Here is a 21,988-nt window from a genome sequence, read left to right as displayed (position 1 = left end):
GTGACCGTTGTCTCATAAGTTGCTGAGTGACATACCGCCCTGTCCGCTGTCCTAGTGAATGTGCCCCGTCCCGGGCACAGCCAATCGACAACGGAGGTTCCGATGTCTCTGCGCGACAAGATCGATAACAAGGCCGAGGAGCTGGGCGGCAAGGCCAAGGAAGCCGCCGGCAAGATCACCGACGACCAGGACCTGGAGGCCGAGGGCAAGGGCGATCAGCTCTCCGCCGGGCTGAAGGACGCGGCCGAGGACGTCAAGGACGCCGTCAGCGGCGCGGTCGGCAAGGTGAAGAAGGCGCTCGGCAACGACTGACCGGCATCAGCCCGAGACCGGATCGGGAGGCGCGGGACGCGTCTCCCGGCCGGTGTCGCCGCTCAGCAGTGCGAGGACAGATGCCGGGCCGGGGCCGTGCCGAGGAAGCGCACGGTATCCGTGCGATCCCAGAGTTCCATGCCCGCGGTCGCGGACTGACAATCGCGAACGCAGCGCAGCACCGCGTTGCGCACCTGGGGGGTGAGGCGCAATTCGTCCATCTCCGGCCGGATCGCCGCCGCGGCGGCGAGGTTGTCCCGGACCCGATCGGCGATCATGGCGCGGACCTGCGCCACGGCGTCGGGCAGATCGAGGCCGCGATGGCGGCGCAGGACCGTGACGAGGTTGATGGGGTCCTCGGTCTCGGTCTCGACCGCCAGCGAGTGCAGGTCGTTGATCCAGCACATGAGATCGGCGGTGGTGGCGATGATCTCCTGGTAGGCCGGGCCGAAGTACAGGGCGTCGGGGACGACGGCGCGTTCGGCGATCTCGGCGAGGTCGACCGTCGGCAGGACGGTGCAGGCGTCGCGGCGCAGGCGGGGATATTCGGCCGGACCGGGGACGGTCGAGCTGGCGCGGAAGACGTTCTCGCGCGCATGACCCATCAGCCAGATTTCCAGGTTCAGCGCGAATCGGCGTGCGGCGGAAGGGTTCTGGCGCGGGTAGGTGCGCTCGCACAGGTTCTCCAGCGCGGCGATGACCGGGGTGGCCGGCTCGGCGGGCCGGGCGCGGCGATGGATGACGTCTAGGGCGCGATAGCGCAGGCCGTCGTACTCGTCCGCGCGCTGTTCCGCGATCGCCGCGTCCTGGAGATCGTCGAAGATGAAGAAGAGCGTTATCCATTCGGCCAGCAGGGCCAGATCCGCGAAGCTCGCACCGGAGCACCAGTACGAGGCGAACCGGCCGTAGCCGAGCGATTCGAAGCGGCGCCGCGATCGTTCGTCGGCGAGCAACCCGAAACGGGTGGCCCAGTGCTGAGCGTGCCGTTGCGCGCGGGCGCCGGAGAGGTGTGGTCGCGGCGGGAAGGGGAGCGTGATCTCCAACTGCCGCAGGTCGCATTCGTTCATATCCAAGACCGATCCGCTCTCGGAGAGGGTCCTCCCCCGTCGGATAGCCGGACCCTCGTTGTACGACCGTGCAGCTGCGTGCGAACGGCTTATCCTCCAGCATAACGACATTCGGAATGATCAAGACATTCTTTGCGAATACCCTGTCCGCAAGTGTCCGCTCCGGAGCACGCTGAACAAACCACTCGGTCGGGATGTGGCGAACACCCAACTGCCCGAAACATGGTTGCTGGCACAGGTGCAATGAGAAAATGCCAGCGTGGAGCAAACCGTCGTCGGCGCCGTCGAGGTCTCGTCGTCACCAACCACCCCGCCGCAGCAGGCCTTCGAACAGTGGGAGGCGGTGATGGCGGACGCCGTCGCGCCTTCGGTGCTCGAACCGCTGTCCAAGGGCCCGTGGCGCGGACAGTTGAGCAGTGCGCAGTTCGACAACTTCGCGGTCTCGCGGATGCGGGCGGGCGCGCAGCGCGCCCTGCGGACCCCGCGCCACGTCGCACGCTCGTCCGAGGAGTTCCTGCTGGTGAACATCGTGCTGGAGGGCACGAACTGGACCGAGCAGGCCGGTCGGGTCGCGGTGTCGACGCCCGGCACCATCACGTTCTTCGACAGCGGGCTGCCACTCGAGAGCCACACCAGCAATCACAACGTCTCGGCGATGGTGCGCGCGCCCATGCAGCTCGTGCTCGATCACGCGGGGCTCAATCGCGAGCAATTACCCACCGCCGCAGCGATTCCCGCCACCGGCGGGCTGGGTGTGATCGCCGGCTTCTTCCGCAGTCTGGCCGAGTTGCCGACCGGCGAGGTGGACAAGGCCGTCACCGTGCTGGCGAGCGACGCGCCCGGCATGCTCGCCTCCGCGGTGCTGCTGGCCTCGGGGAGCGCGGCCCCCACCCACACCGAGGCCCAGGCCATGCGGCAGCAAATCCTCGCCTACATCCGCAAACACTTCGCCAACCCCGATCTGACCGTCGACGACATCGCCCGCGCGTGCCTGATCTCCCGGCGCACCCTCTACCGCGTCTGCGCCGGCTTCGGCGAGCCCGGCGGCATCATCCGCCGGATGCGCATCGAACACGCCCGCCGCCTGCTGCGCGCCGACCCCACCCGCGCGATGTCCGGCACCGCCGCCGCGTGCGGCTTCGCCAACGACCGCCACTTCTACCGCGCCTTCAAGGAGGAGACCGGCCTGACCCCGGGCCAGTTCCGCGAGCAGATCCATTGCGGCATAGCCCAACTCGACTGAGCCGCGGGTCATCTCGGCCCCGTTGACCGGCCCGGGAGGATCGAGCGGTCAGCCCGCGTCCAGGGACCAGTCCGGGAGCGGTTCGCGGGCGGCGAGCCACCCGGGCGGGATGGCCCGCGTTCCGGTGTGGGCGGCGACGATGCCGCCGACGATCGCGGCGGTGGTGTCGGCGTCGCCGCCGGCTTCCACGCAGGCGGTGATGGCGGCGGGGTAGTCGGTCAGGTGGGTGGCGGCCACCCAGAGGGTGAAGGGCACGGTGTCCTGGGCCGAGACCTGCGCGCCGTTGCCCAGCTCGTAGGCCGCCTCGGCGACGGACTTGCCCAGCAGGGCTCGGGCCCGGCGGATACCGGCGGCGACGCGGCCGTCGATCAGGTACGGATCGACGGCGTCGAAGAGTTCGGTTGGGGCGCACTCTTTTCCGCGCGTCGACGCCGCGTGGGCGGTGGCCACCGCGACCGCCATCGCGCCGAGGACGGCCTCGGGGTGCCGGTGGGTGATCTCGGCGGTGAGGGCCGCCTCGGCGGCCGCGCGGTCGGGAGACTCGGCGAAATGGGCGCCGAGCGGAGCGACCCGCATGGCCGCGCCGTTGCCCCAGGAACCGCGGCCGTCGAAAGCCGCGGCGGCGGCTTCGTGCCAGGGCCGGCCCCTGCGGATGTCGTGCAGGACGACGACCGTGCCCGCGCCGTAGCCGCGATAGGGCTCGCAGCGGTCGGCGAACGCGGCGGCCAGCCGGTCGCGATCGACGCGGCCGTGGGCGCGGAGTTCGCGGTAGACCGAGCAGGCCATCTCGGTGTCGTCGGTCCAGGGCCAGGGGCCCGCGGGTGGCCGGCCCGCACGCAGATCGGGGAAAGAGGTTCCGGGGACGAAGAATTGAGCGCCGAGGGCATCGCCCACGGACAGGCCCTCGAGGCTGTCGCGGGCGGGATCGCTGGTGGGATTCATACGGGCGCCATACTGCCAAGGGTGCGCGAGCGCGGCAACATTCACGGTGGTCACGCGGCCGCGTGACCACCGGCGGGCAGATCAGAAGTAGCGGGCCCAGAGATACAGCCAGGCCAGGACGCAGGAGACGACGGTGACTATCACACCGTATTTCGTGAAGTGCCAGAACGTTATTCGATGTCCGGCGCGCTTGGCGATGTCCAGGGCCACCACGTTGGCGCTGGCCGCCACGGCCGTGCCGTTGCCGCTGAAGTCGGCGCCGAACGCGAAGGACCACCACAGGGCCTGACCGGTGGCCGGGTCCGGGGCCCGGGCCGCCAACTCCTCCACCACGGGGGCCATGGTGGTGGTGTACGGGATGTTGTCGATGAAGGCCGCCACCACGGCGGAGCCGAACACCAGGATCGTGGCGGCCAGGAAGGGGTTGTGGCCGAAGGCGTCCGCGGCCGCGGTCCCGAGACGATCGATGACACCGGTGTGCACCAGGCCCGCGACCATCACGAACAGGCCCATGAAGAAGACCAGGGTGCCCCACTCCACCTCGCGCAGCACGTCGCCGATGTCCAGATCGCAGACCAGCAGCATCGCGCCCGCGCCGAGCAGGGCGATGATCGAGGGCGCCACGTGCAGGACCGAGTGCAGGCCGAAGCCGATCACGACGCCGGTCAGCACCAGCAGCGAGCGGGTCAGCAGCTTCGTATCGGTGATCGCCCGGCGCTCCTGCAATGTCATCACCGCGTCGATCTGCGGATCCAGTTCCCGGAAGACGTTGCGGAACAACAGCTTCGTGCACGCCACGAAGATCACGAAGATCACCGCGACCGCCGGGGCCATATGGATCAGGAAGTCGTTGAAGGTCAGCCCGGCCCGGCTGCCGATGATGATGTTGGGCGGATCGCCGATCAGCGTCGCCGCGCCGCCGATGTTGGCGGCCAGCACCTCCGCGATCAGAAACGGCTGCGCGGGAATGCTCAGCCGGTTGCACACCACCACGGTGACGGGCGCGACCAGCAGGATGATCGTGACGTTGTCCAGGATCGGCGAGGCGATGCCGGTGATCACCATCAGCATCACCATGAGCCGGAAAGGGTTGCCGCGCGAGCGTTTCGCGGCCCAGATCGCCAGGTAGTCGAACAGCCCGGTGTGCCGGACCACCCCCACGATGATCATCATCCCGAGCAGCAGGAAGATGACGTTCCAGTCGATGCCCGCGTGCGGGTCGTAGAAGATCCGCTCCCCCGGCACCAGACCGAGCACGGCCATGAGAGCGGCCGCCACCAGCACGGTCTTGACCTTGTTGGCACGCTCGGTGGCGATGAACCAGAACGCACCGACGAAGATCGTCAGTGCCAGAATCTGATTCATCGCCGACCTCGCCGGGGAGCGTGAGCCCGGATCACTCGTCCGGCCCGGCCACGGCCAGGCTGATGAGCAGTCGTTCCAGGGTGATGGCGCCCACGAGCCTGCGCCCGCGATCCACCACGGCCACCAGCGGAGAGTGCTTGCGCGCCATCACCGCCGCGACCTCGAGCAGCGTCGCGTCCGGCCGCACGGTCGCCGGCCGCACCGCGGGCGCCGGCAGGCAGTCCCCGACGCTGGAACCGCCGGGCTCGAGCCAGAACAGCTCGGCGTGCACCTCGTCGATGGTGCGCGCCAGCGCCGGATCATTCTGGTAGGAGCTGGGAATGGCGAGTTTGAGCACCTGGGTGCCCGGCAGCACCGCGACCGGATAGTCCTGCTCGTCCACCACGATCATGCCGGGCAGCCGGTGCACGACCATGAGCCGAATGGCCTTGACCACCGGATCGCCCATGCGGACCGTCGGGAGTTGAATCGCGATATCGCGTGCTTGCATGGCGGGACCCTTGTGGGCGTACAGAGCGGTGAAGGTGGTGGTCATGGTCTGCTCCGCCGCTGGGTGAGCAGATCCAGGCGCTGTTCGAGGCGGGCGAGCCGATCCGGCAGCGAGAAGCTGTGCAGCAGATCCGCGACCTGATCCGCCTCGTCGACCTCGAGCGCGATGGCATGCGCGGGTTCCTCGGAGCGGGCGTCGTAGACCAGCAGATGCCGGTCCCCGTCCGTCTCTGCCAGCACCGCGAATCGATCGCCGCCGCGTGTGACACAGTGGTGCAGCACGCCCCTGCCGGGGACCGTCGAGCGGTCGATGTCCATACCCAGCTCACCTCCCGCTGAACGAGAATCAATCAGTTTTCGCTGATCAGTCTGTGTTGCCGGGGGTTCACGGGGCTATCGGCGGGACTAGCCATAAGGCGTGGGGAAAACTATGTAGGCCCGGCACGCGCCGGTTGGGTGCGCGGCCTGATGGACACCGTGCGACCGCATGACCAGACTGAGGGGTATGGATCGCCCCGCCCGAGGTCTCGGCCTCTTCCGGCGGCACACCCGCACCCCCGTCGGTGCGCTGTTCCGGCGGATATTCCTCATCAACGGCCTGGTGTTCACGCTGGGCACGCTGGTGCTGGCGCTGTCGCCGGCGACCGTGTCCGCGCGGGTGCGACTGACCGAACTCCCGGTGCTGCTCATCGGCCTGGCCGTCATCCTGGCCGCCAACGCGCTACTGCTGCGCACCAGCCTGGCGCCCCTGGACGCGCTGATCGCCTCCATGCGCCGGGTCGATCCGCTGCGGCGCGGCGAACGCGTCGACAGTCCGCCCAACGGCGACCTCGCCCATCTGATCGACACCTTCAACGCCATGGTGGAGCGACTCGAATCCGAGCGCACCGCCGCCAGCGCCTCGGCCCTGGCCGCGCAGGAGGGCGAGCGCAGGCGCATCGCCCGCGAACTGCACGACGAGATCGGCCAGAGTCTCACCGTCGCACTGCTTTCCATGAAACGCGTGATCGACCGCGCCCCCGCGGAGATGACCGAGGATCTGCACGGGGTGCAGGAGACCGTGCGCGGGTGCCTGGACGAGGTGCGCGGCATCGCCCGCAGACTGCGCCCGGACGTCCTCGAGGATCTCGGCCTGCACTCGGCCCTGGCCGCACTGTGCGGCGAGGTGACGGCCGCCGGTCTCGAGGTCACCCGCGACATCGACCGGCAGCTGCCGCGGCTGTCACCGGACGTGGAACTGGTCTGCTATCGCGTAGCGCAGGAGAGCCTGACCAACATCGTCCGGCACGCCGGAGCCCGGCAGGTGCACATCGGCCTGCACGCCCGGGACGATCACCTCGTGCTGCGGGTGCGCGACGACGGTCGCGGCGGTGTCCAGCGCGAGGGCGCGGGTATCCGGGGTATGCGCGAGCGCGCCCTGCTGATCGACGCGGCGCTGTCCATCGAGTCGCCGCCCGGCCACGGCACGGTCCTGCGACTGGCCATCCCCCGCAACGACTTCGAGAGCCGACCATGACCGCACCCAGCGCCGCCCCCGCCCGTGTCCTGCTCGCCGACGATCACGCGCTCGTGCGCTCGGGTCTGCGGCTCATCCTCGACGCCGAACCCGACCTGAGCGTGGTCGCCGAGGCGGCCAACGGCTACGACGCCGTGCAACGGCTCGGCGAGGTGCCGGTGGATCTGGCCATCCTGGACATCGCCATGCCGCGCATGACCGGCATCCAGGCTGCGCGCGAGATCGCCCGCGATCATCCCGAGGTCCGCATCCTCATGCTCTCGATGTACGACAACGAGCAGTACTTCTTCGAGTCGCTCAAGGCCGGCGCCTCGGGCTATGTCCTGAAGTCGGTCGCCGACCGCGATCTGCTCGAGGCCTGCCGCGCCACCATGCGCGGCGAGCCGTTCCTGTACCCCGGCGCGATGACCTCCCTGATCCGCGACTGGCTGCAGCGCGCCCGCGAGGGGTCGGCCCCGCCGGAGAACGTGCTCACCCCGCGCGAGGAGGAGATCCTCAAACTCGTCGCCGAGGGCCACTCCTCCCGGGAGATCGCCGCCACCCTGGTCATCAGCGCCAAGACCGTGGACCGGCACCGCGCCAACATCCTGGCCAAGCTCGGGCTGCGGGATCGGCTCGCGCTGACCCGCTACGCGATTCGCGCGGGCCTGGTCGAACCCTGAACCGCCCGCCCGCGAATCGCCGCCCGGGATCGGGTCCGAGGGATGCGCGCGATGGCCCTGCCGCGAAATTGGATGGTTGGGCTCGGCACTCGCGGCGGCGTCGTATAGGTTGGCAGGTGTGTCGATGATGAAGGGCGCCAACGTTCCGGTGTCGGCGGGGGCGGTTCGGATCGAGTTGGGCTGGCAAGGCGGGCAGGGTGTGCCCGACGCGGACGCGTCCGCGCTGCTGCTGGTCAGCGGAAAGGTCCGTTCCGACAACGACTTCGTGTTCTACAACCAGCCGGTGCATCCCTCCGGCGCGGTGCGGCACGAAGGTAAACAGCACGGGCCCACCGTGCTGGATGTGTTGTCGGTGAACCTGTCCCAGGTCGAACCGCAGATCGAGACCATCGTGATCGCGGCCTCCGCGACCGGTGGCACCTTCCGCCAATTCCAAGGTCTCCAGGTCCGGGTGCTGGACGCGGCCAATGGCGCCGAACTGGCGCGATTCGCCAGCGCCGACGCCACCACCGAGACCGCCTTCGTGCTGGGCGAGCTGTATCGCCGCCAGGGCAGCTGGAAGTTCCGCGCGGTCGGGCAGGGCTACAACACCGGGTTGGAGGGGCTGGCAACCGATTTCGGCATCTCCGTCGACAGCGAGCCCGCGCCCGCGCCGCCGCCCTTCAGCCCGCCGCCGCCGGCGCCGCAGCCCTTCACGCCCCCGCCGCCGCAGCCTCCGTATGCCCCGCCGTACACCGGGCCGTCCCAGCAGCAGTACGCACCGCCGCCGCCACCTCAGCAGCAGCAGTACGCACCGCCACCGCCGCAGCCGTATACCCAACCGGCGCAACAGCAGTACGCGCCCCCGCCGCCGCCACAGCAGCAGCAGTACGCGCCGTCGCCCCAGCAGGGATACGCGCCCCCGCCGCCTCCACAGCAGCAGGGCGCACCGGTCAACCTGTCCAAGATCTCGCTGACCAAGGAAGCACCGACCGTCTCGCTGACCAAGTCCGGTGCGACCGGCGGCACGATGCGGATGAACCTGAACTGGACCACCAGCCGTGGCACCGGTCTGTTCGGGCGCAAGGCCAGCAACCTGGACCTGGACCTGTGCTGCTTCTACGAGCTGGCGAACGGGTCGATCGGCTCGGTACGCGCCCTGGACCGCAGGTTCGGCGATCTGCAGAATCCGCCGTTCATCCGGCTGGACCAGGACGACCGCACGGGTTCCAGCGCCACCGGTGAGAACCTCGACATCAACCTCGATTTCACCCGGTTCTTCCGCCGCATCCTGATCTTCACCTCGCTGTACGAGGGCGCCCGCGATTTCCGCGGCGTGCAGGCGACCGCGACGCTGTACCCGGTCAACAGCGTGCCGATCGAGATGACCCTCGACGGCTGCGTCGACGATTCCCGGGACGCGGTGCTCGCGATCATCGAGAACATCAACGGCGAGTTGGTCGTCCGGCGCGAGTGCACCTTCATCCGCCCGCCGCACGGGCAGCCCGGCGGCGGCATCACCGAGATCGTGCGCCGCTACAACTGGGCCTTCGACATTCGGGCCGGGCGCGGTAAGGACTGAGTTCGCCACCGGTGGAGACCAGCGCACCCGCCGCGCCCGCGAAGGCGGGCGCGTCCAGGTGCACCGAACCCGCCGTCACCAGCTGCATGATCACGGTCGCGGCGAAGGCCTTGGTGTTGCTGCCGGCTCGGACCCGGGCGTCCTCGGGAAAGCCCGCGCCCGTGCCCACGTCGCCGACTCCCGCGGTGGCCTGCCAGTCCCGGCCGTCCTCGGTGACCACGACCTGCACAGCGGTGGTGCCGGCGGCGATCACCGCGTCGAGCGCGCGCCGCACCTCGGCCCGGGCGGAATCGGAGAGTATCTGCGGCGCTTCGGAATCCGTGCTCGTTCCGCAGGCGGTCAGCGCGCAGGCCACCGCCAGTGCACCCGCCGCCGCCCGCAGCGTCCTCGGCATGGAAGTCATACCGGCAGACTCACACGGGCGCCCCGGGGCGCACATCGCCCCCAGGTCCCACATCCACCCTGAGATTTCCGGAAGGCGGCCCGGGAGCGAGGCAGCGCCTCCCCGCTCCCGGACCGCGGCCGGTCAGATCACGCCGGCCAGATCCGAGAGCAGGCGGCGCTTGGCGCGCGCGCCGACCATCGTCTTCACCGGCTGCCCGTCCCGGAACACCATGAGCGTGGGCGTGGACATGATGCCGTAGGTGGCTTGAATGTCGGGGTTCGCACCCACGTCGACCTTCACGATCCTGATTCGCCCGGCCTCTTCGGCCGCGACCTCCTCGAGCACGGGGATGAGCATGCGGCAGGGACCGCACTGTTGGGCGAAGAAGTCGACGAGGACCGGCAGGTCGGACTCGAGGACCTCGGCCGTGAAGTCGGCGTCCGTCACCGGAACGACCGCGTCGGTGGTGGTCATAGCACTGCTCTCCTGGTGAATAGGGCCGAGCGCGCGGTATGGACGCCGGGCGGCTCCCATTCGCACCTCGGCTGTTCGCCACGGTCGGTGGCGTCGGAATCGTTCCGGGTGAGCTGTTCGCGAATCCAGTTCCGCACGCCCTCGAGCTGTGCGATGCATTCCTCGATCTCGGCGAGCTTGTTGCGGTAGACCTCGGACGATGCCGGACACGAGTCCCCCGTGGGATTGCCCTCGCGCAGGCAGTCCACGAAGGGGCGGATCTCCTCGAGATCGAACCCGATGTCCTGCAGGGTCCGGATCTGCCGCAGCACGTGAAGATCGTGCTCGCCGTACACCCGGTAACCGGCGTCATCACGCTCGGCGGACAGCAGACCGCGCGACTCGTAGTAGCGCAGCGCGCGGGTCGTGGTGGCTGCGCGCCTGGCCAACTCGCCTATTCGCATAGCCTGTTCCTCCTGCGTGTGATGCTCGAGATCCGATGCTAAACATTGACGCCGACGTCAAGGCAAGCCCCAGAATCCGGTGATACAGCGGGCTTCAGGCTGTTCGGGAAACCCGGCCGCCGGCGACGGGGTCTGCCAGTAGCCCGGCGATCAACTCCGGGTGGGTGAGGTGGGGATTGTGGCCCGCGCCCGGGACGGTCACGACCGGGTGCGCGGTGGGGACGCGCAGGGGGTCGTCCGCGCCGTGGACGATCAGGACCGGAACGCGCAAGCGGGACAGGCGGGCCGCCAGATCGGCGCGGTAGGTCGGGGCGCTGACCGTCGACAGGGCGGACACCACGCGGGCGGCCGCGCCGGGGCGGCGCAGGGCCGCGTGGGCGCTCGCCGCCGCCGGACCGTTCGGGATGCCCAGGCGCGCTGCGAGTTTCGGGGCGGACAGGCGCGCGAGAACCTGGGTCGTCAGGGGGTTGCGCACAGTCCAGGGTGCGCGTTCCTGGAGGAAGAACGGGGAGATCAGGACCAGGCGGGAGACCCGCTCGGGATGGCGCTCGGCGAACTCCACGGCCGCCGCCGTACCGAGGGAATGTCCGACCAGGACCGGGCGGGTGCGAACCGGGGCCATGAGCTCGTCGAGCCAGTCACCCAGGGCGCCGGGGATGCCGGGGCGCGGAGCAGAGCGGCCGAATCCGGGCAGGTCGGCCGAGAGCGTGGGCACGGCAAGCGCTTTCGCCGCCTCGTCCCACGAGTCGCTGTCGAGCGGAAGACCGTGCAGGAGAACATACTCGGGCTCGACGACGTCGCCCGACACCCAGGTTCCGGCCCGGAACCCGGACGCGGGGCGTTCGGGGATCGTGCCGTTGCGGGTGGCGACCACCCCGTCCGCCCAGGCGCGCAGGACGTCCGCGAACGGCCGGTGCTCGATCCCGAGGGTGCGGGCCACCGCGTCGGCGGCGCTCGTGTCGTAGCGATCGCCGGAGATGAAGCCGAGGGACTCCGGTTCGGCACCGGTCAGCGCCCGCGGCAGGGCCCGCAGCACCGGGACCGGGACGCTCAGGCGCGGCGCGGGCACGCCCAGGTGCTCGGCGATCAGGCGGATCAGATCGGGCAGGTCGGGGGTGGCCGGGTCCAGGAGGGTGTAGGCCCGGTCCGCCGTCTCGGGCAGGGTCGCCACCCGCGCCAGAAACCGTGCCACATAGTCGATTCCGACGATCGGCACGAAGGAGTCGCGCCGGCCGGGCAGCGCGGGCAGCCGCCCACGCCACAGCTGGTCGACGAGGTCGGAGAGTCCGAAGTACTGCCCGGGACCGAGCACCGACGCCGGGTTCGCCACGGTCAGCGGCACGCCCAGTTCGCGGGCCAGCTCCCGTAAAGCCTTGTCCGCCTCGGTCTTCGACGCCTCGTACGCGCCCGCGCGATAGTCGGCCACGGTACCGCCCTCGGCGGTCACCCGATACCCGCTGATATGGACGAGGCGGCGCAACCCCGGCTGCGCGCTCGCCCAGCGCGCCACCTCCAGCGCGCCGGTGAGGTTGACCCGTTGCGCCCGTTCGGCGTCGAGCCCGAACTTCATCAGCGCGGCGGTGTTGTAGACGTCGCGGATGCCGTCGAAGCCCACGGCGAGACCGAGATTCAGCGCGGTGATGTCCGCCGTGGCGACGATCAGACCACCACGGTCGACGCCCTGATCGTCGAGCCAGCCGACGAGGCGATCGTGCCCGCCGGCCCGGACTGCGGCCACGACGGTGTGACCGTCCCGCAGCAGTTCGGCGACCAGCGAGCGGCCGATGAATCCGGCGGCGCCGAAGACGATGGAGTCGGCGTGTGCCATGGCGTTCTCTTTTCAGTAGACCGATTTACATATTCAGCGGTGAAGAAATCGGCCGCGCGTCGGCGGCCGGGATCGAGCGCGGTCAGACGAGGGATTCGAGGGTGTCCGCGATCCGGCGCAGGGGCCCCCGATCGCGATGGGCGCGACTCAGGATCAGCCCGCCCTCCATGAGCGCGAGCGCGGCGGTCGCGAGGCGCTCGGGTTCGGGATGCCCGTACGCGGTCAGCCGGGCGCGCAGCAGACTCTCCCATTCCGCGTACGCCGCCGAGCAGGACCGCTGCACGGTGCCGTCGGCGGGCGGCGCGTCCAGGGCCACACCCGCGACCGGGCAGCCCGCGATCCAGCCCGAGGATTCCAGGCGGTCCCCGAGCAGCTCGACCAGCACCTCCAGGTAGGCCCGGGCGTCGGGAGCCTCGGCCGTCCCGATGACCGCAGAGATCTCGGCAGCCGACTCCGCGATGGCCTCGGAGACGATCTGGTCCTTCCCGCCGGGAAAGTGGAAGTACAGCGAACCACGCGGCGCGCCACTGACTTCCAGGATCTGATTGAGCCCGGTTCCGTAGTAGCCGTGCGATTCGACGAGCGAGCGCGCCGCCGCCAAGAGCCGCGTTCGAGTCTCGGCGCCCTTCGTTCCCATGCCCGAAACAGTAGACCGGTCATCATATTCTGGCAACCGGGCTCCACCCCTGGGTGTGAATTCTCCACCCCCTCGGAGTCCACACCCCACCACTCGGGCCACTCGAGCGAGCCGCGAATTCGGGAGACAGTGGAGACACCACCGAGCAGACCGGAGAATCCGATGTCGAAGTCCAGCACGATCGCCCCGACGGCGGAACGTCGTGTCCCGGTCTCGACCGCGGACGGGGTGGAACTGTCGGTGCGCGAGTACGGCCCGGCGGACGCCGACCTCACGGTCGTCCTGCTGCACGGGCACTGCCAGCGCGCCGAGACCTGGACCCGGGTGCGCGACGCGCTGCTGCGGCAGTACGCGGGAGCCCGGGTGGTCTGCTACGACCATCGCGGGCACGGCGCCTCGGGTGCGGCCGCCCATCGCACCTACACCCTCGAGCAGCTCGCCGCCGACCTGGGCACCGTGCTCGACACCGTCGCGCCCACCGGGCCCGTCGTCCTGGTCGGCCATTCCATGGGCGGCATGACGGTACTGACCTACCTGAGCCACCACACCGCCGAGATCGGCGACCGCGTCACCGGCGTCGCGCTCATCGCGACCGCCGCGAACGGGCTGACCGAAACCGGCTTCGGCACCCTGCTCCGACACCCGCTCATCACCCTGTTCCAAGCGGCCGTGCGCTGGGCCCCGCACCCCATGCAGTACGCGAAGCAGCTGGCGCGCAAGGTTTTCGCGCCGATCGTGCGCGGCGCCGCCGACGGGCGCGCGGTGGGCCCGCGACTGCTGAGCCTGGCGAACGCCATGCACAACGAGACCTCGGTGGTCACCATGGCGAGCTTCCTGCGCGCCTTCACCCACTACGACCGGACCCACGTGCTGGCCGCCCTGTCGCACATCCCGACCCTGGTGCTGTGCGGCTCGGCGGATCCGATGACCCCGCCGTCGCACTCGGTCGCCATGGCCGCCGCGGTCGACTATTCGGACCTGGTGCTCATCCCGGGCGCGGGCCACTCGGTGATCCTCGAACAGCCCGCCCGGGTCGCCGAGGCGCTGACGCGGCTGCTGACCCGCGCCGGCGGGCCCGCCCCGATCGGCTCCGCCCGTCCGGCGCGCGCCCGCCTCGCCCTCGTCGCCTGAACCTCAGTCGCAGACCGCGCCGTAGGACGCCGAGCCGACCAGCCTGGCGTACTTGGACAGCACACCCCGGGTGTAGCGGGGCGGCAACGGATTCCAGCCCTCGGCGCGCCGGTCGAGTTCCTCCTTGTCGACCAGGAGATCGAGGGTGCCCGCACCGACGTCCAGCCGGATCGGGTCGCCGTCGCGCACGAAGGCGATGGGACCGGCGTCGACCGCCTCCGGGGCGACATGCCCGACGCACAGGCCGGTGGTGCCGCCGGAGAAACGGCCGTCGGTCAGCAGCAGCACGTCCTTGCCCAGGCCCGCGCCCTTGATCGCGGCGGTGATGGCGAGCATCTCCCGCATACCCGGGCCGCCCTTGGGGCCCTCGTAGCGGATCACGACCACGTCGCCCGCGGTGATGGTGCCGTCCTCGAGCGCGTCCATGGCGGCCCGCTCGCGATCGAAAACCCGTGCGGTGCCGGTGAATACGTCGGAATCGAAGCCCGCCGACTTGACCACCGCGCCGCCGGGCGCGAGCGAGCCGTGCAGGATCGTGATGCCGCCGGTCGGGTGAATCGGGGAGTTCATCGCCCGCACCACCTTGCCGTCCGGATCCGGCGGCGCGATGTCGGCCAGGTTCTGCGCCACGGTGCGCCCGGTCACGGTGAGGCAATCCCCGTGCAGCAGACCGGCATCCAGCAGCGCCTTCATCATGACGGGCACGCCGCCGATGCGATCCACGTCGGTCATCACGTGCTTGCCGAACGGTTTCACATCGGCCAGGTGCGGCACCCGCCGTCCGACCCGGGCGAAGTCGTCCAGGGTCAGGTCGACGTTCGCGTCGTGCGCGATGGCCAGCAGATGCAGCACCGCGTTGGTGGAACCGCCGAACGCCATCACCACGGCGATGGCGTTCTCGAACGCCTCCTTGGTCAGGATGTCGGCGGTGGTGATGCCGCGGCGCAGCAGCTCCACGACCGCCTCGCCGCTGCGCCGGGCATAGCCGTCCCGGCGCCGGTCGGTGGCCGGCGGCGCGGCGCTGCCGGGCAGCGACATGCCCATGGCCTCGGCCGCGCTGGCCATGGTGTTGGCGGTGTACATGCCGCCGCACGCGCCCTCACCGGGACAGATGGCACGTTCGATGGCGTCGACGTCCGCGCGGCTCATGAGGCCGCGCGAGCACGCCCCGACCGCCTCGAAGGCGTCGATGATGGTCACCTCGCGCTCGCTGCCGTCGGTCATCTTCGCGATGCCGGGCAGGATCGAGCCCGCGTACAGGAACACGCTCGCCAGATTCAGCCTGGCCGCGGCCATGAGCATCCCGGGCAGGGATTTGTCGCAGCCCGCGAGCAGGACCGAACCGTCGAGGCGTTCGGCCTGCATGACCGTTTCCACGCTGTCGGCGATCACCTCGCGCGACACCAGAGAGAAGTGCATGCCCTCGTGGCCCATGGAGATGCCGTCGGACACCGAGATGGTGCCGAACTGCATGGGGAAGCCGCCGGCGCTGAACACGCCCTCCTTGCTGGCGGTGGCCAGGCGGTCCAGCGAGAGGTTGCAGGGTGTGATCTCGTTCCACGAGGACGCCACCCCGATCTGCGATTTGCCCCAGTCGGCATCGCCCATGCCGACCGCGCGCAGCATGCCGCGGGCGGCGGTCTTCTCCAGTCCGTCGGTGACGTCACGACTGCGGGGCTTGATGTCGGGGCCGCTCGAATCATTGGACACGGTGCCGATCATCCCTCGAGCGGGTCCGAATTCCGGCGAATCTCCGTTTCGCGCGTCACCGGCCGGTCGGCCGCGCTCCCCCGCGCGCCGGGCCGATCATCGGGTGGCGACGACGAATTGTCCCTGCCCGCTGACGAATTGGTTCACCTCGGTGCAGCCCGCCCGGCGCAGCCGCGCGGTGATCTCGTCCCGACCGAAGATGTGAATACCGCTCGACCGCGCGAGCACGGGTTTCACGAGCGGTATGCGGGTCAGTTTCTCGTCCACGGTGGTGAAGATCGCCAGCTTCCCGCCGGGCCGGAGCACGCGGATCATCTCGTCGATCACCGCGTGCGGCGCGGGAATCAGGTACAGCGCCGCCAGGCAGCTCACCGAGTCGAAGGTCTTGTCCGCGAAGGGAATCGAGTGCGCGTCCGCGCGCAGGAAGGCGACCCGCTCGGCGCCGGAGTCGCGCACGGCCTGGGTCAGCATGGGCGCGGAGACGTCGAGACCGACGGCCAGCCCGTCCGGGCCGAGCCGCGCGGCGAATTTGCGGGTGTGCAGCCCCGGGCCGCAGGCCACGTCGAGCACCAGGCCCGCACCGGCCGGGGCGAGCTCGGCCAGGATCCGGTCGGTGTACCGCTTGGTGCCGGGGCCGCCGAAGCTGAAGGCCCGGGTGAACATCGGCCGCCACAGGCTCTCGTAGATCCGCGCGAGCACCGGGTTCTCCATGGCGACCTGGGCCATGGATCTCTTGGCCGACCCCTGCGCGGCCAAGAGATCCAGGTACCCGGCGTCGTCGCCGATGTGCGCGGGCACCCGGCCGGGGTCGAGCAGATCCGACAGCAGCTCCCGCGGCGATCGTTCGCGAACGTGTTTCCTGGCCAAGCCGGGCTCCTCGATCCGTATCGGATCGTCCGATACCTGCCATCTGTCAGAATTATTGTCTGAGACAGTATAGCCCGAGCGGCCGGAGCGGAAGAGAGCTGGAGAATCTTGCCACTCGGAGCCGGAGCCGGGATCTAGAATTCCCCTGCACGATCGCGCGACCTCGGAGTTCACCAGAACCTGCCACGGGACGGAGCGGACGATGACGCTGACGGTTGATCCGGTCGATGCCGGTACCGCCCACCGCCCCGGGACGCTGGTCCGCAGCGAAGAACTCCCGCCCCGCATGTGGCCCGCGCACACCGCCGCCGGATACCGGGTCTGGTACCGGGGCGTCGGCTACGACGGCACCGGGCGCGTCATGTCCGGGTCGGTGTTCGCGCCCGTGGGCGCGGCGCCCGACGGCGGCTGGCCCGTCATCGGCTACGCGCACGGCACCACCGGACTGTCCGACGGCACAGCGCCCTCGGTCGCGGGACTGTCCCGGCCCGAGAGCCGCCACGTGTCGGCCTGGCTCGAAGCCGGATACTTCGTCACCGTCACCGATTACGAGGGCCTGGCCTCCCCCGGCCCGCACCCGTACTTCAACGGCGAGGCGGTCGCGGACGACGTGGTCGACATCGTGCGCGCGGCCGGGCAGCTCGGGCACCCGCTGAGCCCGCGCTGGCTGGCGGTCGGGTTCTCCCAGGGCGGGCACGCCGCCCTGTTCACCGGACTCATGGCCACGAAATACGCTCCGGAACTGGACTTCCGGGGCACGGTGGCGCTGGCGCCGCCGGTCGAGGTGCCGATGATCGTGGGCCTGCAGACCGCGGCCGATTCCACACCCGTCACCCTGTTCCTGCCGTACCTGCTGGCGGGGCTGCGCACCACCCGCGGGCTCGCCACCCAGGACTTCATGACCGGCCTCGGGCAGCGGCTCATCGCGCTCGCCGAAACCGCGCCGGTGCGCGACATCCATTACGCCGTAGCGGTTCTCACCAATCAGGACATCGGCACCACCGGCCTGACCGGCCGCCCCGGCCTGGACGCGATGCTGCACGCCTGCCGGGTGCCCACCGCCCGCTTCGACCGCCCCGTCCTGCTGGCCGCCGGCACCGAGGACGCGGTGCTGCCCATGGCGGTGGTGGAGCAGTTCGCCGCGGAACTGCGACGTGCGGGCACCTGCCTGGAATTCGTGACCTGTACCGGGGCCGATCACACGCGCATGCTGTCCGCCGCCACCGCGCAGATGCTCGCCTGGGCGAGCACGCAGATGGCGGCCGCACCGCACACGGTCGCGGAAACCTTCGGCGTCCGAAGCGGTTTCAACCTGCTCGACATCACCGGTGACGGCTACCTCACCGCCGACGACTACGAGGCCTTCGGGCTGCGGCTGGTCCAGGCGTACGGCGAGGCGCCCGGCTCGCGGCGGGCCGCGGCGGTGCGCGCCGGTTACCGCGCGCTGTGGCACTCGATGCGCGGGCGGGCCGATACCAACCAGGACGGGCGGATCAGCCCGGATGAATTCCGGGCCTGGCTCGAAAATCATTCGGACGACGACGATTTCGATCGCGAGATCGCGCCGCTTGCCCAGGCGGTCATCGATCTGGCCGACGCCGACCGCAACGGGGTGCTCGACCGCGACGAGCTGATCGGGCTGCTGATCGGCTGCGAGCAGACCCCGGCCGAAGCCGCCGCCCTCTTCGATCGGCTCGACATCGACGGCTCGGGCACGATCACGACCGCGGAGCTCATCACGGCCATCCGGCGGTTCTGCCTCAATCCGTCCGCGGACGAGCCCGGAGCGTGGCTCTTCGGGCGGTTCTGAGCGGTCGGCCCCACGGCCCGAGCCGGTTTCGCCCCGCCGCGTTCCGCGCGGTGAGCGGCTGTGATCGGGCTCATGGTTGCGTGATCCGCGCCGCGTCGGGTACCGTGGCGGTGTCTGATTATCACGGTCGCAGGTTTCACCTCCCGTAGACGGTCGGATTTCCTTCTCCCGGATTCCACGAATCCATTCGTACGATCCCGGTCCTCGCGGCTACCGCGACGACCCACATGCCCCCGGCGCGCATCGCCGTACGGGCCGTCTCTCATCTCGCGTCGCCGCGCCGTACCCCGGTTCCGCGCTCCGCCGCACCCCGACACGTAGGGAAACATCATGAACGACAACATCTCTCAGCAGAGTGTCGAGAACGGGCGCACCGTCGCCGGGATTCTCGACATCACCGACAATCACGCGTCGCTGCGCGTCGAGGGCTACCTCCCCGATCCCGGCGACATCCACGTCTCGAACCGGCAGGTGCGCGAGAACCACCTGCGCCGTGGCGATGTCGTCACCGGGCTCGCGGCGCCGCCCCGCGGCAACGCCAAGCACGATCAGCTCGTGCGGGTCTCGACCGTCAACGGCCAGCCGCCCGAGCGGGCCGCGCACCGGCCGGCGTTCGCGGACCTGGTGCCCATTCACCCGAATCAGCGACTGCGACTCGAGACCGAGCCGCACGAAATGATCACGCGCGTAACCGATCTCGTCATGCCCATCGGCAAAGGACAGCGCGCGCTGATCGTCGCACCGCCCAAGGCGGGCAAGACCTCCGTGCTGCGGGCCATCGCGCACGGCATCGCCAAGAACCACCCCGAGTGCGAACTCATGCTGGTCCTGGTCGGCGAAAGGCCCGAAGAGGTCACCGATCTCGCGCGGTCGGTCCCGGCCACGGTCGCCGCGGCCACCTTCGACCGCACCCCGAAAGAGCAGGTGATCATGGCCGAGTTGGCCATCGAGCACGCCAAGCGCCTGGCCGAGACCGGCCGCGACGTGGTGGTGCTGCTCGACTCGCTGACCCGCCTGGCCCGCGCGTACAACCTGGGCGCGCCGTCCTCCGGACGGGTGCTCTCCGGCGGCGTCGACGCCGGTGCGCTGACCCTGCCCAAGCGATTCCTCGGCGCCGCACGCAATTTCGACGGCGGCGGCTCGCTGACCATCATCGCTACCGCTCTCGTGGAGACCGGATCGGTCGCGGACACGGTCATCTTCGAGGAGTACAAGAGCACCGGCAACGCCGAACTCAAACTCGATCGCGGCATCGCCAACCGGCGCGTCTACCCCGCCGTCGACATCGGCCAGTCCAGCACCCGCAAGGACGAATTGCTGCTCGCCCCGGGCGAACTCGCGGCCACCGATGTCCTGCGCCGCACCCTCGCGGCGGTGGAGGGCCAGTCCATCGAGCTGCTGCTCGAGGGGCTGCGCCAGACGCCGACCAACGCCGAATTCCTGGCGCAGCTCGGCACCGCGCCGCGACGCTGAACGGGCGCCCGCCGACGCTGAGCGAGCGAACCTGTCGGTGGGCTCCCCTACCCTGAGAACGCAGGTCCCCACCTCGCCCATCAGCGTAAAGAGTTGATCTTCATGGCCGTCTTCGCCATTTACGGGGCCACCGGTCACACCGGCCGCCTGGTCACCGCCGAATTACTCGCCCGCGGAAAAGATGTCATCGTCGCCGGCCGGGACCCGGACGCCCTGGCGGCGCTCGGCCCGGCCCGCACGGCCCTCGCCCCGATCGACGATCCCGAGGCCCTGCGGGCGCTCGCCGCGGCCGCCGACGTGATCGTCCACTGCGCCGGCCCGTTCGCGGTCACCGGGCCGCCGCTGGCCACCGCCGCCGTCGAAGGCGGGTGCCACTACGTCGATCACGCGGTCGAGGTGCATCACGTGCACCGGCTGTTCGAGGAGTTCCCCGAGCGCGCGCAGGCCGCCGGTATCACCATGCTGCCGAGCGTGAGCTTCTACGGCGGCCTCGGCGATCTGCTGGCGGGCGCGGTCGCCGCGCGTGTGCCCGAGATCGAGCGGGTCACCGTGGCGTACGCGGTGCACAACTGGATGATGACGCACGGCGCGGTGGAGACCGCCCGGCTGCTGTTCGCCGACACCGATCGCATCGGATTCGAGGACGGCGCACCGCGATACGGATTCGTCGAACCGCGCAACGCGATCTTCGCGTTCCCGCCGCCGGTCGGCCCGCGCGCCATGATCGCGCCGGTGCCGTTCCCCGAGGCGGTCACCGTGCCCCGGCACGTGCGCACCCGCGCGGTGGAGGCGCAGCTGACCGCGCACACCTTCACCGAGGATCAGGCGTTCACCAGCGAGGGCGTCGCCCCGGACGAGCGGGCCGGCAGCGAATTCACCATTACCGCACAGGTTCTCGGTGCAGGCGGCTCCGCGACCGGGCATCTGCGCGGGCGCGACCTGTGGCGGGCCGCGGCCGTGGCATCGGTGGAGGCGGCCGTGCGGATCGCCGAGGGCGGGGTCAAGAGCGGAGTGCTCGCTCCCGGTGAGGCTTTCGACGGGGCGGAGTTCCTCGCCGCGCTCGCCGCCCGGGAGCTGTTCACCCTCGAGCTGCCCGAAGGAGTGTGAGGGCCGTGGATCCGATTCTGGTCACCGGTGCGGGCGGCGGCTCCCAGGGCGGTACCGGGCGCACGGTCGCGCACACGCTGCTGAGCGCGGGGCTCCCGGTCCGGGCGTTCGCCCATCACGACGATGCCCGGGTCGCCGAGTTGCGGGATCTGGGGGCGGAGGTCGTGGTCGGCGATCTCCGCGAGATCACCGCGGTGCTGCCAGCCGTCGCGGGGGTGCGCCGCGCGTACTTCACCTACCCGGTCACCGCCGGAATGCTCGACGCGGCAGCGGTTTTCGCCGCGGCCGCACACGAGGCGAAACTCGAGCGGGTGGTCGCGGTATCGCAGCTGGGCTCGGCGCCCACCGCGGGCACCCCGCACATGCGCAGGCACTGGGTCGCCGAACAGGCGCTGGACCGGGCCGATATCGGCGCGGTCCATCTGCGGGCCGCGGTGTTCTACGAGAACCTGCGGGTCGCCATCGGCGATACCGGCGAACTGGCGCTGCCGCTGGGCTCCCCCGACACGGTGCTGCCGCTCATCGCGGCGGCCGATGTCGCCGGGGTCGGGGCGGGCGTGCTGCGCGCCGAGGGGCCGGTGGATCCGGTGCTGTGGCTGGCCGGGGACATCCGCACCGTCGGCGAGGTAGCCGCCGGCTTCGGCGTCCCGTACCGGGACGTCGACCCGCGCGCCTGGGCCGCGACGGCGCGCACGATCTATCGCGACGAGGTCACCGTCGAACACCTCACCCACCTGTGGACGATGTTCGCCGCCATCGGTTCCGGGCACGAACTCTTCCGGGTCACCGACACCATCGAGCGGTTCACCGGGCGCGCGCCGGTGTCGCTGCGGCAGTACCTCGCACAGCACTGAGCCACACATCGCACAGCACTGAGCAACACTTCGCACGGCACCGAGCCACGCCGGGAACCCGCCGGAGGCGGCGGCGCGGGCGGCGACCGATAGGGTGACGGATGCACTGTCA

General features: G+C 70.4%; 22 protein-coding genes. 10 read left to right on the top strand and 12 right to left on the bottom strand.

The genetic code is table 11. From position 1 onward, the window contains the following. Positions 1 to 102: 102 nt before the first annotated feature. Complete coding sequence (locus ACWIGI_RS00530; protein WP_454200183.1) at positions 103 to 312, top strand: CsbD family protein; 210 nt, start codon at positions 103 to 105, stop codon at positions 310 to 312. A gap of 62 nt (positions 313 to 374) precedes the next feature. Here ACWIGI_RS00530 and ACWIGI_RS00525 read toward each other — a convergent pair whose 3' ends face one another. Beyond that, positions 375 to 1,379, bottom strand: a complete 1,005-nt coding sequence (locus ACWIGI_RS00525; RefSeq protein WP_454200583.1) for a terpene synthase family protein — start codon at positions 1,377 to 1,379, stop codon at positions 375 to 377. Between the two features lie 259 nt (positions 1,380 to 1,638). Between ACWIGI_RS00525 and ACWIGI_RS00520 the strand changes: the two genes are divergently transcribed. Continuing rightward, positions 1,639 to 2,622, top strand: coding sequence for an AraC family transcriptional regulator (locus ACWIGI_RS00520; protein WP_454200182.1), 984 nt, complete (start codon positions 1,639 to 1,641; stop codon positions 2,620 to 2,622). Between the two features lie 48 nt (positions 2,623 to 2,670). Here ACWIGI_RS00520 and ACWIGI_RS00515 read toward each other — a convergent pair whose 3' ends face one another. The 4 genes from ACWIGI_RS00515 to ACWIGI_RS00500 form a co-directional block, all read right to left on the bottom strand. Continuing rightward, on the bottom strand, positions 2,671 to 3,564 hold the full coding sequence (locus ACWIGI_RS00515; RefSeq protein WP_454200181.1) for an ADP-ribosylglycohydrolase family protein: 894 nt from the start codon (positions 3,562 to 3,564) through the stop codon (positions 2,671 to 2,673). 81 nt (positions 3,565 to 3,645) lie between these two features. Beyond that, positions 3,646 to 4,929, bottom strand: a complete 1,284-nt coding sequence (locus tag ACWIGI_RS00510; RefSeq protein WP_454200180.1) for an ArsB/NhaD family transporter — start codon at positions 4,927 to 4,929, stop codon at positions 3,646 to 3,648. Between the two features lie 31 nt (positions 4,930 to 4,960). Then, positions 4,961 to 5,464 (bottom strand): CBS domain-containing protein, encoded by a 504-nt coding sequence (locus ACWIGI_RS00505; protein WP_454200179.1) that lies wholly within the window; start codon positions 5,462 to 5,464, stop codon positions 4,961 to 4,963. Continuing rightward, entirely contained in the window at positions 5,461 to 5,736 is a 276-nt protein-coding gene (locus tag ACWIGI_RS00500) for a hypothetical protein (RefSeq protein WP_454200178.1), read from the bottom strand. Before ACWIGI_RS00500 ends, ACWIGI_RS00505 begins: the two co-directional genes overlap by 4 nt. Positions 5,737 to 5,923: 187 nt before the next feature. Here ACWIGI_RS00500 and ACWIGI_RS00495 point away from each other — a divergent pair, with 187 nt between their 5' ends. The 3 genes from ACWIGI_RS00495 (at position 5,924) to ACWIGI_RS00485 (ending at position 9,157) form a co-directional block, all read left to right on the top strand. Then, entirely contained in the window at positions 5,924 to 6,934 is a 1,011-nt protein-coding gene (locus ACWIGI_RS00495) for a histidine kinase (protein ID WP_454200582.1), read from the top strand. Then, positions 6,931 to 7,596 carry a response regulator gene (locus ACWIGI_RS00490; protein ID WP_454200177.1) on the top strand — a complete coding sequence of 222 codons (666 nt, stop codon included), beginning with the start codon at positions 6,931 to 6,933 and terminating at the stop codon, positions 7,594 to 7,596. Before ACWIGI_RS00495 ends, ACWIGI_RS00490 begins: the two co-directional genes overlap by 4 nt. A gap of 124 nt (positions 7,597 to 7,720) precedes the next feature. Continuing rightward, a complete protein-coding gene (locus ACWIGI_RS00485) occupies positions 7,721 to 9,157 on the top strand; it encodes a TerD family protein (RefSeq protein WP_454200581.1) in 1,437 nt (478 codons plus the stop codon). On the opposite strand, the gene ACWIGI_RS00480 is transcribed toward ACWIGI_RS00485, so the two are convergent. The 5 genes from ACWIGI_RS00480 to ACWIGI_RS00460 form a co-directional block, all read right to left on the bottom strand. Next, positions 9,093 to 9,560 (bottom strand): serine hydrolase, encoded by a 468-nt coding sequence (locus ACWIGI_RS00480; RefSeq protein ID WP_454200176.1) that lies wholly within the window; start codon positions 9,558 to 9,560, stop codon positions 9,093 to 9,095. The two genes, ACWIGI_RS00485 and ACWIGI_RS00480, sit on opposite strands and share 65 nt — an antisense overlap. 123 nt (positions 9,561 to 9,683) lie before the next feature. Then, complete coding sequence (gene trxA / locus ACWIGI_RS00475; RefSeq protein WP_454200175.1) at positions 9,684 to 10,016, bottom strand: thioredoxin; 333 nt, start codon at positions 10,014 to 10,016, stop codon at positions 9,684 to 9,686. Next, entirely contained in the window at positions 10,013 to 10,459 is a 447-nt protein-coding gene (locus ACWIGI_RS00470; protein WP_454200174.1) for a MerR family transcriptional regulator, read from the bottom strand. The genes trxA and ACWIGI_RS00470 overlap by 4 nt, the downstream gene beginning before the upstream one ends. A gap of 94 nt (positions 10,460 to 10,553) precedes the next feature. Beyond that, on the bottom strand, positions 10,554 to 12,287 hold the full coding sequence (locus tag ACWIGI_RS00465) for an alpha/beta fold hydrolase (protein WP_454200173.1): 1,734 nt from the start codon (positions 12,285 to 12,287) through the stop codon (positions 10,554 to 10,556). An 82-nt stretch (positions 12,288 to 12,369) separates the two neighbouring features. After that, complete coding sequence (locus ACWIGI_RS00460; protein ID WP_454200172.1) at positions 12,370 to 12,924, bottom strand: TetR/AcrR family transcriptional regulator; 555 nt, start codon at positions 12,922 to 12,924, stop codon at positions 12,370 to 12,372. A 162-nt stretch (positions 12,925 to 13,086) separates the two neighbouring features. On the opposite strand from ACWIGI_RS00460, the gene ACWIGI_RS00455 reads away from it, so the two are divergent. Then, a complete protein-coding gene (locus tag ACWIGI_RS00455; RefSeq protein WP_454200171.1) occupies positions 13,087 to 14,055 on the top strand; it encodes an alpha/beta fold hydrolase in 969 nt (322 codons plus the stop codon). A 3-nt stretch (positions 14,056 to 14,058) separates the two neighbouring features. On the opposite strand, the gene ilvD is transcribed toward ACWIGI_RS00455, so the two are convergent. After that, the gene (gene ilvD, locus ACWIGI_RS00450; protein ID WP_454200170.1) at positions 14,059 to 15,765 is read right to left on the bottom strand and encodes a dihydroxy-acid dehydratase; all 1,707 of its coding nucleotides are present in this window, start codon (positions 15,763 to 15,765) and stop codon (positions 14,059 to 14,061) included. A gap of 96 nt (positions 15,766 to 15,861) precedes the next feature. Then, on the bottom strand, positions 15,862 to 16,632 hold the full coding sequence (locus ACWIGI_RS00445) for a methyltransferase domain-containing protein (RefSeq protein ID WP_454200169.1): 771 nt from the start codon (positions 16,630 to 16,632) through the stop codon (positions 15,862 to 15,864). Positions 16,633 to 16,834: 202 nt separating this feature from the next. Here ACWIGI_RS00445 and ACWIGI_RS00440 point away from each other — a divergent pair, with 202 nt between their 5' ends. From ACWIGI_RS00440 to ACWIGI_RS00425, 4 genes are all read left to right on the top strand, one after another. Further along, positions 16,835 to 18,442, top strand: coding sequence for a lipase family protein (locus tag ACWIGI_RS00440; RefSeq protein ID WP_454200168.1), 1,608 nt, complete (start codon positions 16,835 to 16,837; stop codon positions 18,440 to 18,442). 330 nt (positions 18,443 to 18,772) lie between these two features. Then, positions 18,773 to 19,915, top strand: coding sequence for a transcription termination factor Rho, short form (locus ACWIGI_RS00435; RefSeq protein WP_454200167.1), 1,143 nt, complete (start codon positions 18,773 to 18,775; stop codon positions 19,913 to 19,915). Between the two features lie 102 nt (positions 19,916 to 20,017). After that, the gene (locus ACWIGI_RS00430; protein WP_454200580.1) at positions 20,018 to 21,022 is read left to right on the top strand and encodes a saccharopine dehydrogenase NADP-binding domain-containing protein; all 1,005 of its coding nucleotides are present in this window, start codon (positions 20,018 to 20,020) and stop codon (positions 21,020 to 21,022) included. 5 nt (positions 21,023 to 21,027) lie between these two features. Continuing rightward, complete coding sequence (locus tag ACWIGI_RS00425) at positions 21,028 to 21,876, top strand: NAD(P)H-binding protein (protein ID WP_454200166.1); 849 nt, start codon at positions 21,028 to 21,030, stop codon at positions 21,874 to 21,876. The last annotated feature ends 112 nt before the right edge of the window (positions 21,877 to 21,988 follow it).

It is taken from the genome of Nocardia sp. NPDC055321, assembly GCF_053645575.1.
The sequence above is the reverse complement of the archived record's forward strand: the minus strand, read 5'-3'. Positions and strand labels throughout refer to the sequence as shown.

Excerpts from the sequence above, each read along its gene's own strand:
- ACWIGI_RS00480 (WP_454200176.1), bottom strand. The coding sequence starts at position 9,560 with ATGACTTCCATGCCGAGGACGCTGCGGGCGGCGGCGGGTGCACTGGCG.
- ACWIGI_RS00485 (WP_454200581.1), top strand. The coding sequence starts at position 7,721 with ATGATGAAGGGCGCCAACGTTCCGGTGTCGGCGGGGGCGGTTCGGATC.
- ACWIGI_RS00435 (WP_454200167.1), top strand. The coding sequence starts at position 18,773 with ATGAACGACAACATCTCTCAGCAGAGTGTCGAGAACGGGCGCACCGTC.
- ACWIGI_RS00530 (WP_454200183.1), top strand. The coding sequence starts at position 103 with ATGTCTCTGCGCGACAAGATCGATAACAAGGCCGAGGAGCTGGGCGGC.
- ACWIGI_RS00470 (WP_454200174.1), bottom strand. The coding sequence starts at position 10,459 with ATGCGAATAGGCGAGTTGGCCAGGCGCGCAGCCACCACGACCCGCGCG.
- ACWIGI_RS00495 (WP_454200582.1), top strand. The coding sequence starts at position 5,924 with ATGGATCGCCCCGCCCGAGGTCTCGGCCTCTTCCGGCGGCACACCCGC.
- ACWIGI_RS00430 (WP_454200580.1), top strand. The coding sequence starts at position 20,018 with ATGGCCGTCTTCGCCATTTACGGGGCCACCGGTCACACCGGCCGCCTG.
- ACWIGI_RS00455 (WP_454200171.1), top strand. The coding sequence starts at position 13,087 with ATGTCGAAGTCCAGCACGATCGCCCCGACGGCGGAACGTCGTGTCCCG.
- ACWIGI_RS00510 (WP_454200180.1), bottom strand. The coding sequence starts at position 4,929 with ATGAATCAGATTCTGGCACTGACGATCTTCGTCGGTGCGTTCTGGTTC.
- ACWIGI_RS00500 (WP_454200178.1), bottom strand. The coding sequence starts at position 5,736 with ATGGACATCGACCGCTCGACGGTCCCCGGCAGGGGCGTGCTGCACCAC.
- ACWIGI_RS00525 (WP_454200583.1), bottom strand. The coding sequence starts at position 1,379 with ATGAACGAATGCGACCTGCGGCAGTTGGAGATCACGCTCCCCTTCCCG.
- ACWIGI_RS00465 (WP_454200173.1), bottom strand. The coding sequence starts at position 12,287 with ATGGCACACGCCGACTCCATCGTCTTCGGCGCCGCCGGATTCATCGGC.
- ACWIGI_RS00440 (WP_454200168.1), top strand. The coding sequence starts at position 16,835 with ATGACGCTGACGGTTGATCCGGTCGATGCCGGTACCGCCCACCGCCCC.
- ACWIGI_RS00505 (WP_454200179.1), bottom strand. The coding sequence starts at position 5,464 with ATGACCACCACCTTCACCGCTCTGTACGCCCACAAGGGTCCCGCCATG.
- ACWIGI_RS00460 (WP_454200172.1), bottom strand. The coding sequence starts at position 12,924 with ATGGGAACGAAGGGCGCCGAGACTCGAACGCGGCTCTTGGCGGCGGCG.
- trxA (WP_454200175.1), bottom strand. The coding sequence starts at position 10,016 with ATGACCACCACCGACGCGGTCGTTCCGGTGACGGACGCCGACTTCACG.
- ACWIGI_RS00515 (WP_454200181.1), bottom strand. The coding sequence starts at position 3,564 with ATGAATCCCACCAGCGATCCCGCCCGCGACAGCCTCGAGGGCCTGTCC.
- ACWIGI_RS00490 (WP_454200177.1), top strand. The coding sequence starts at position 6,931 with ATGACCGCACCCAGCGCCGCCCCCGCCCGTGTCCTGCTCGCCGACGAT.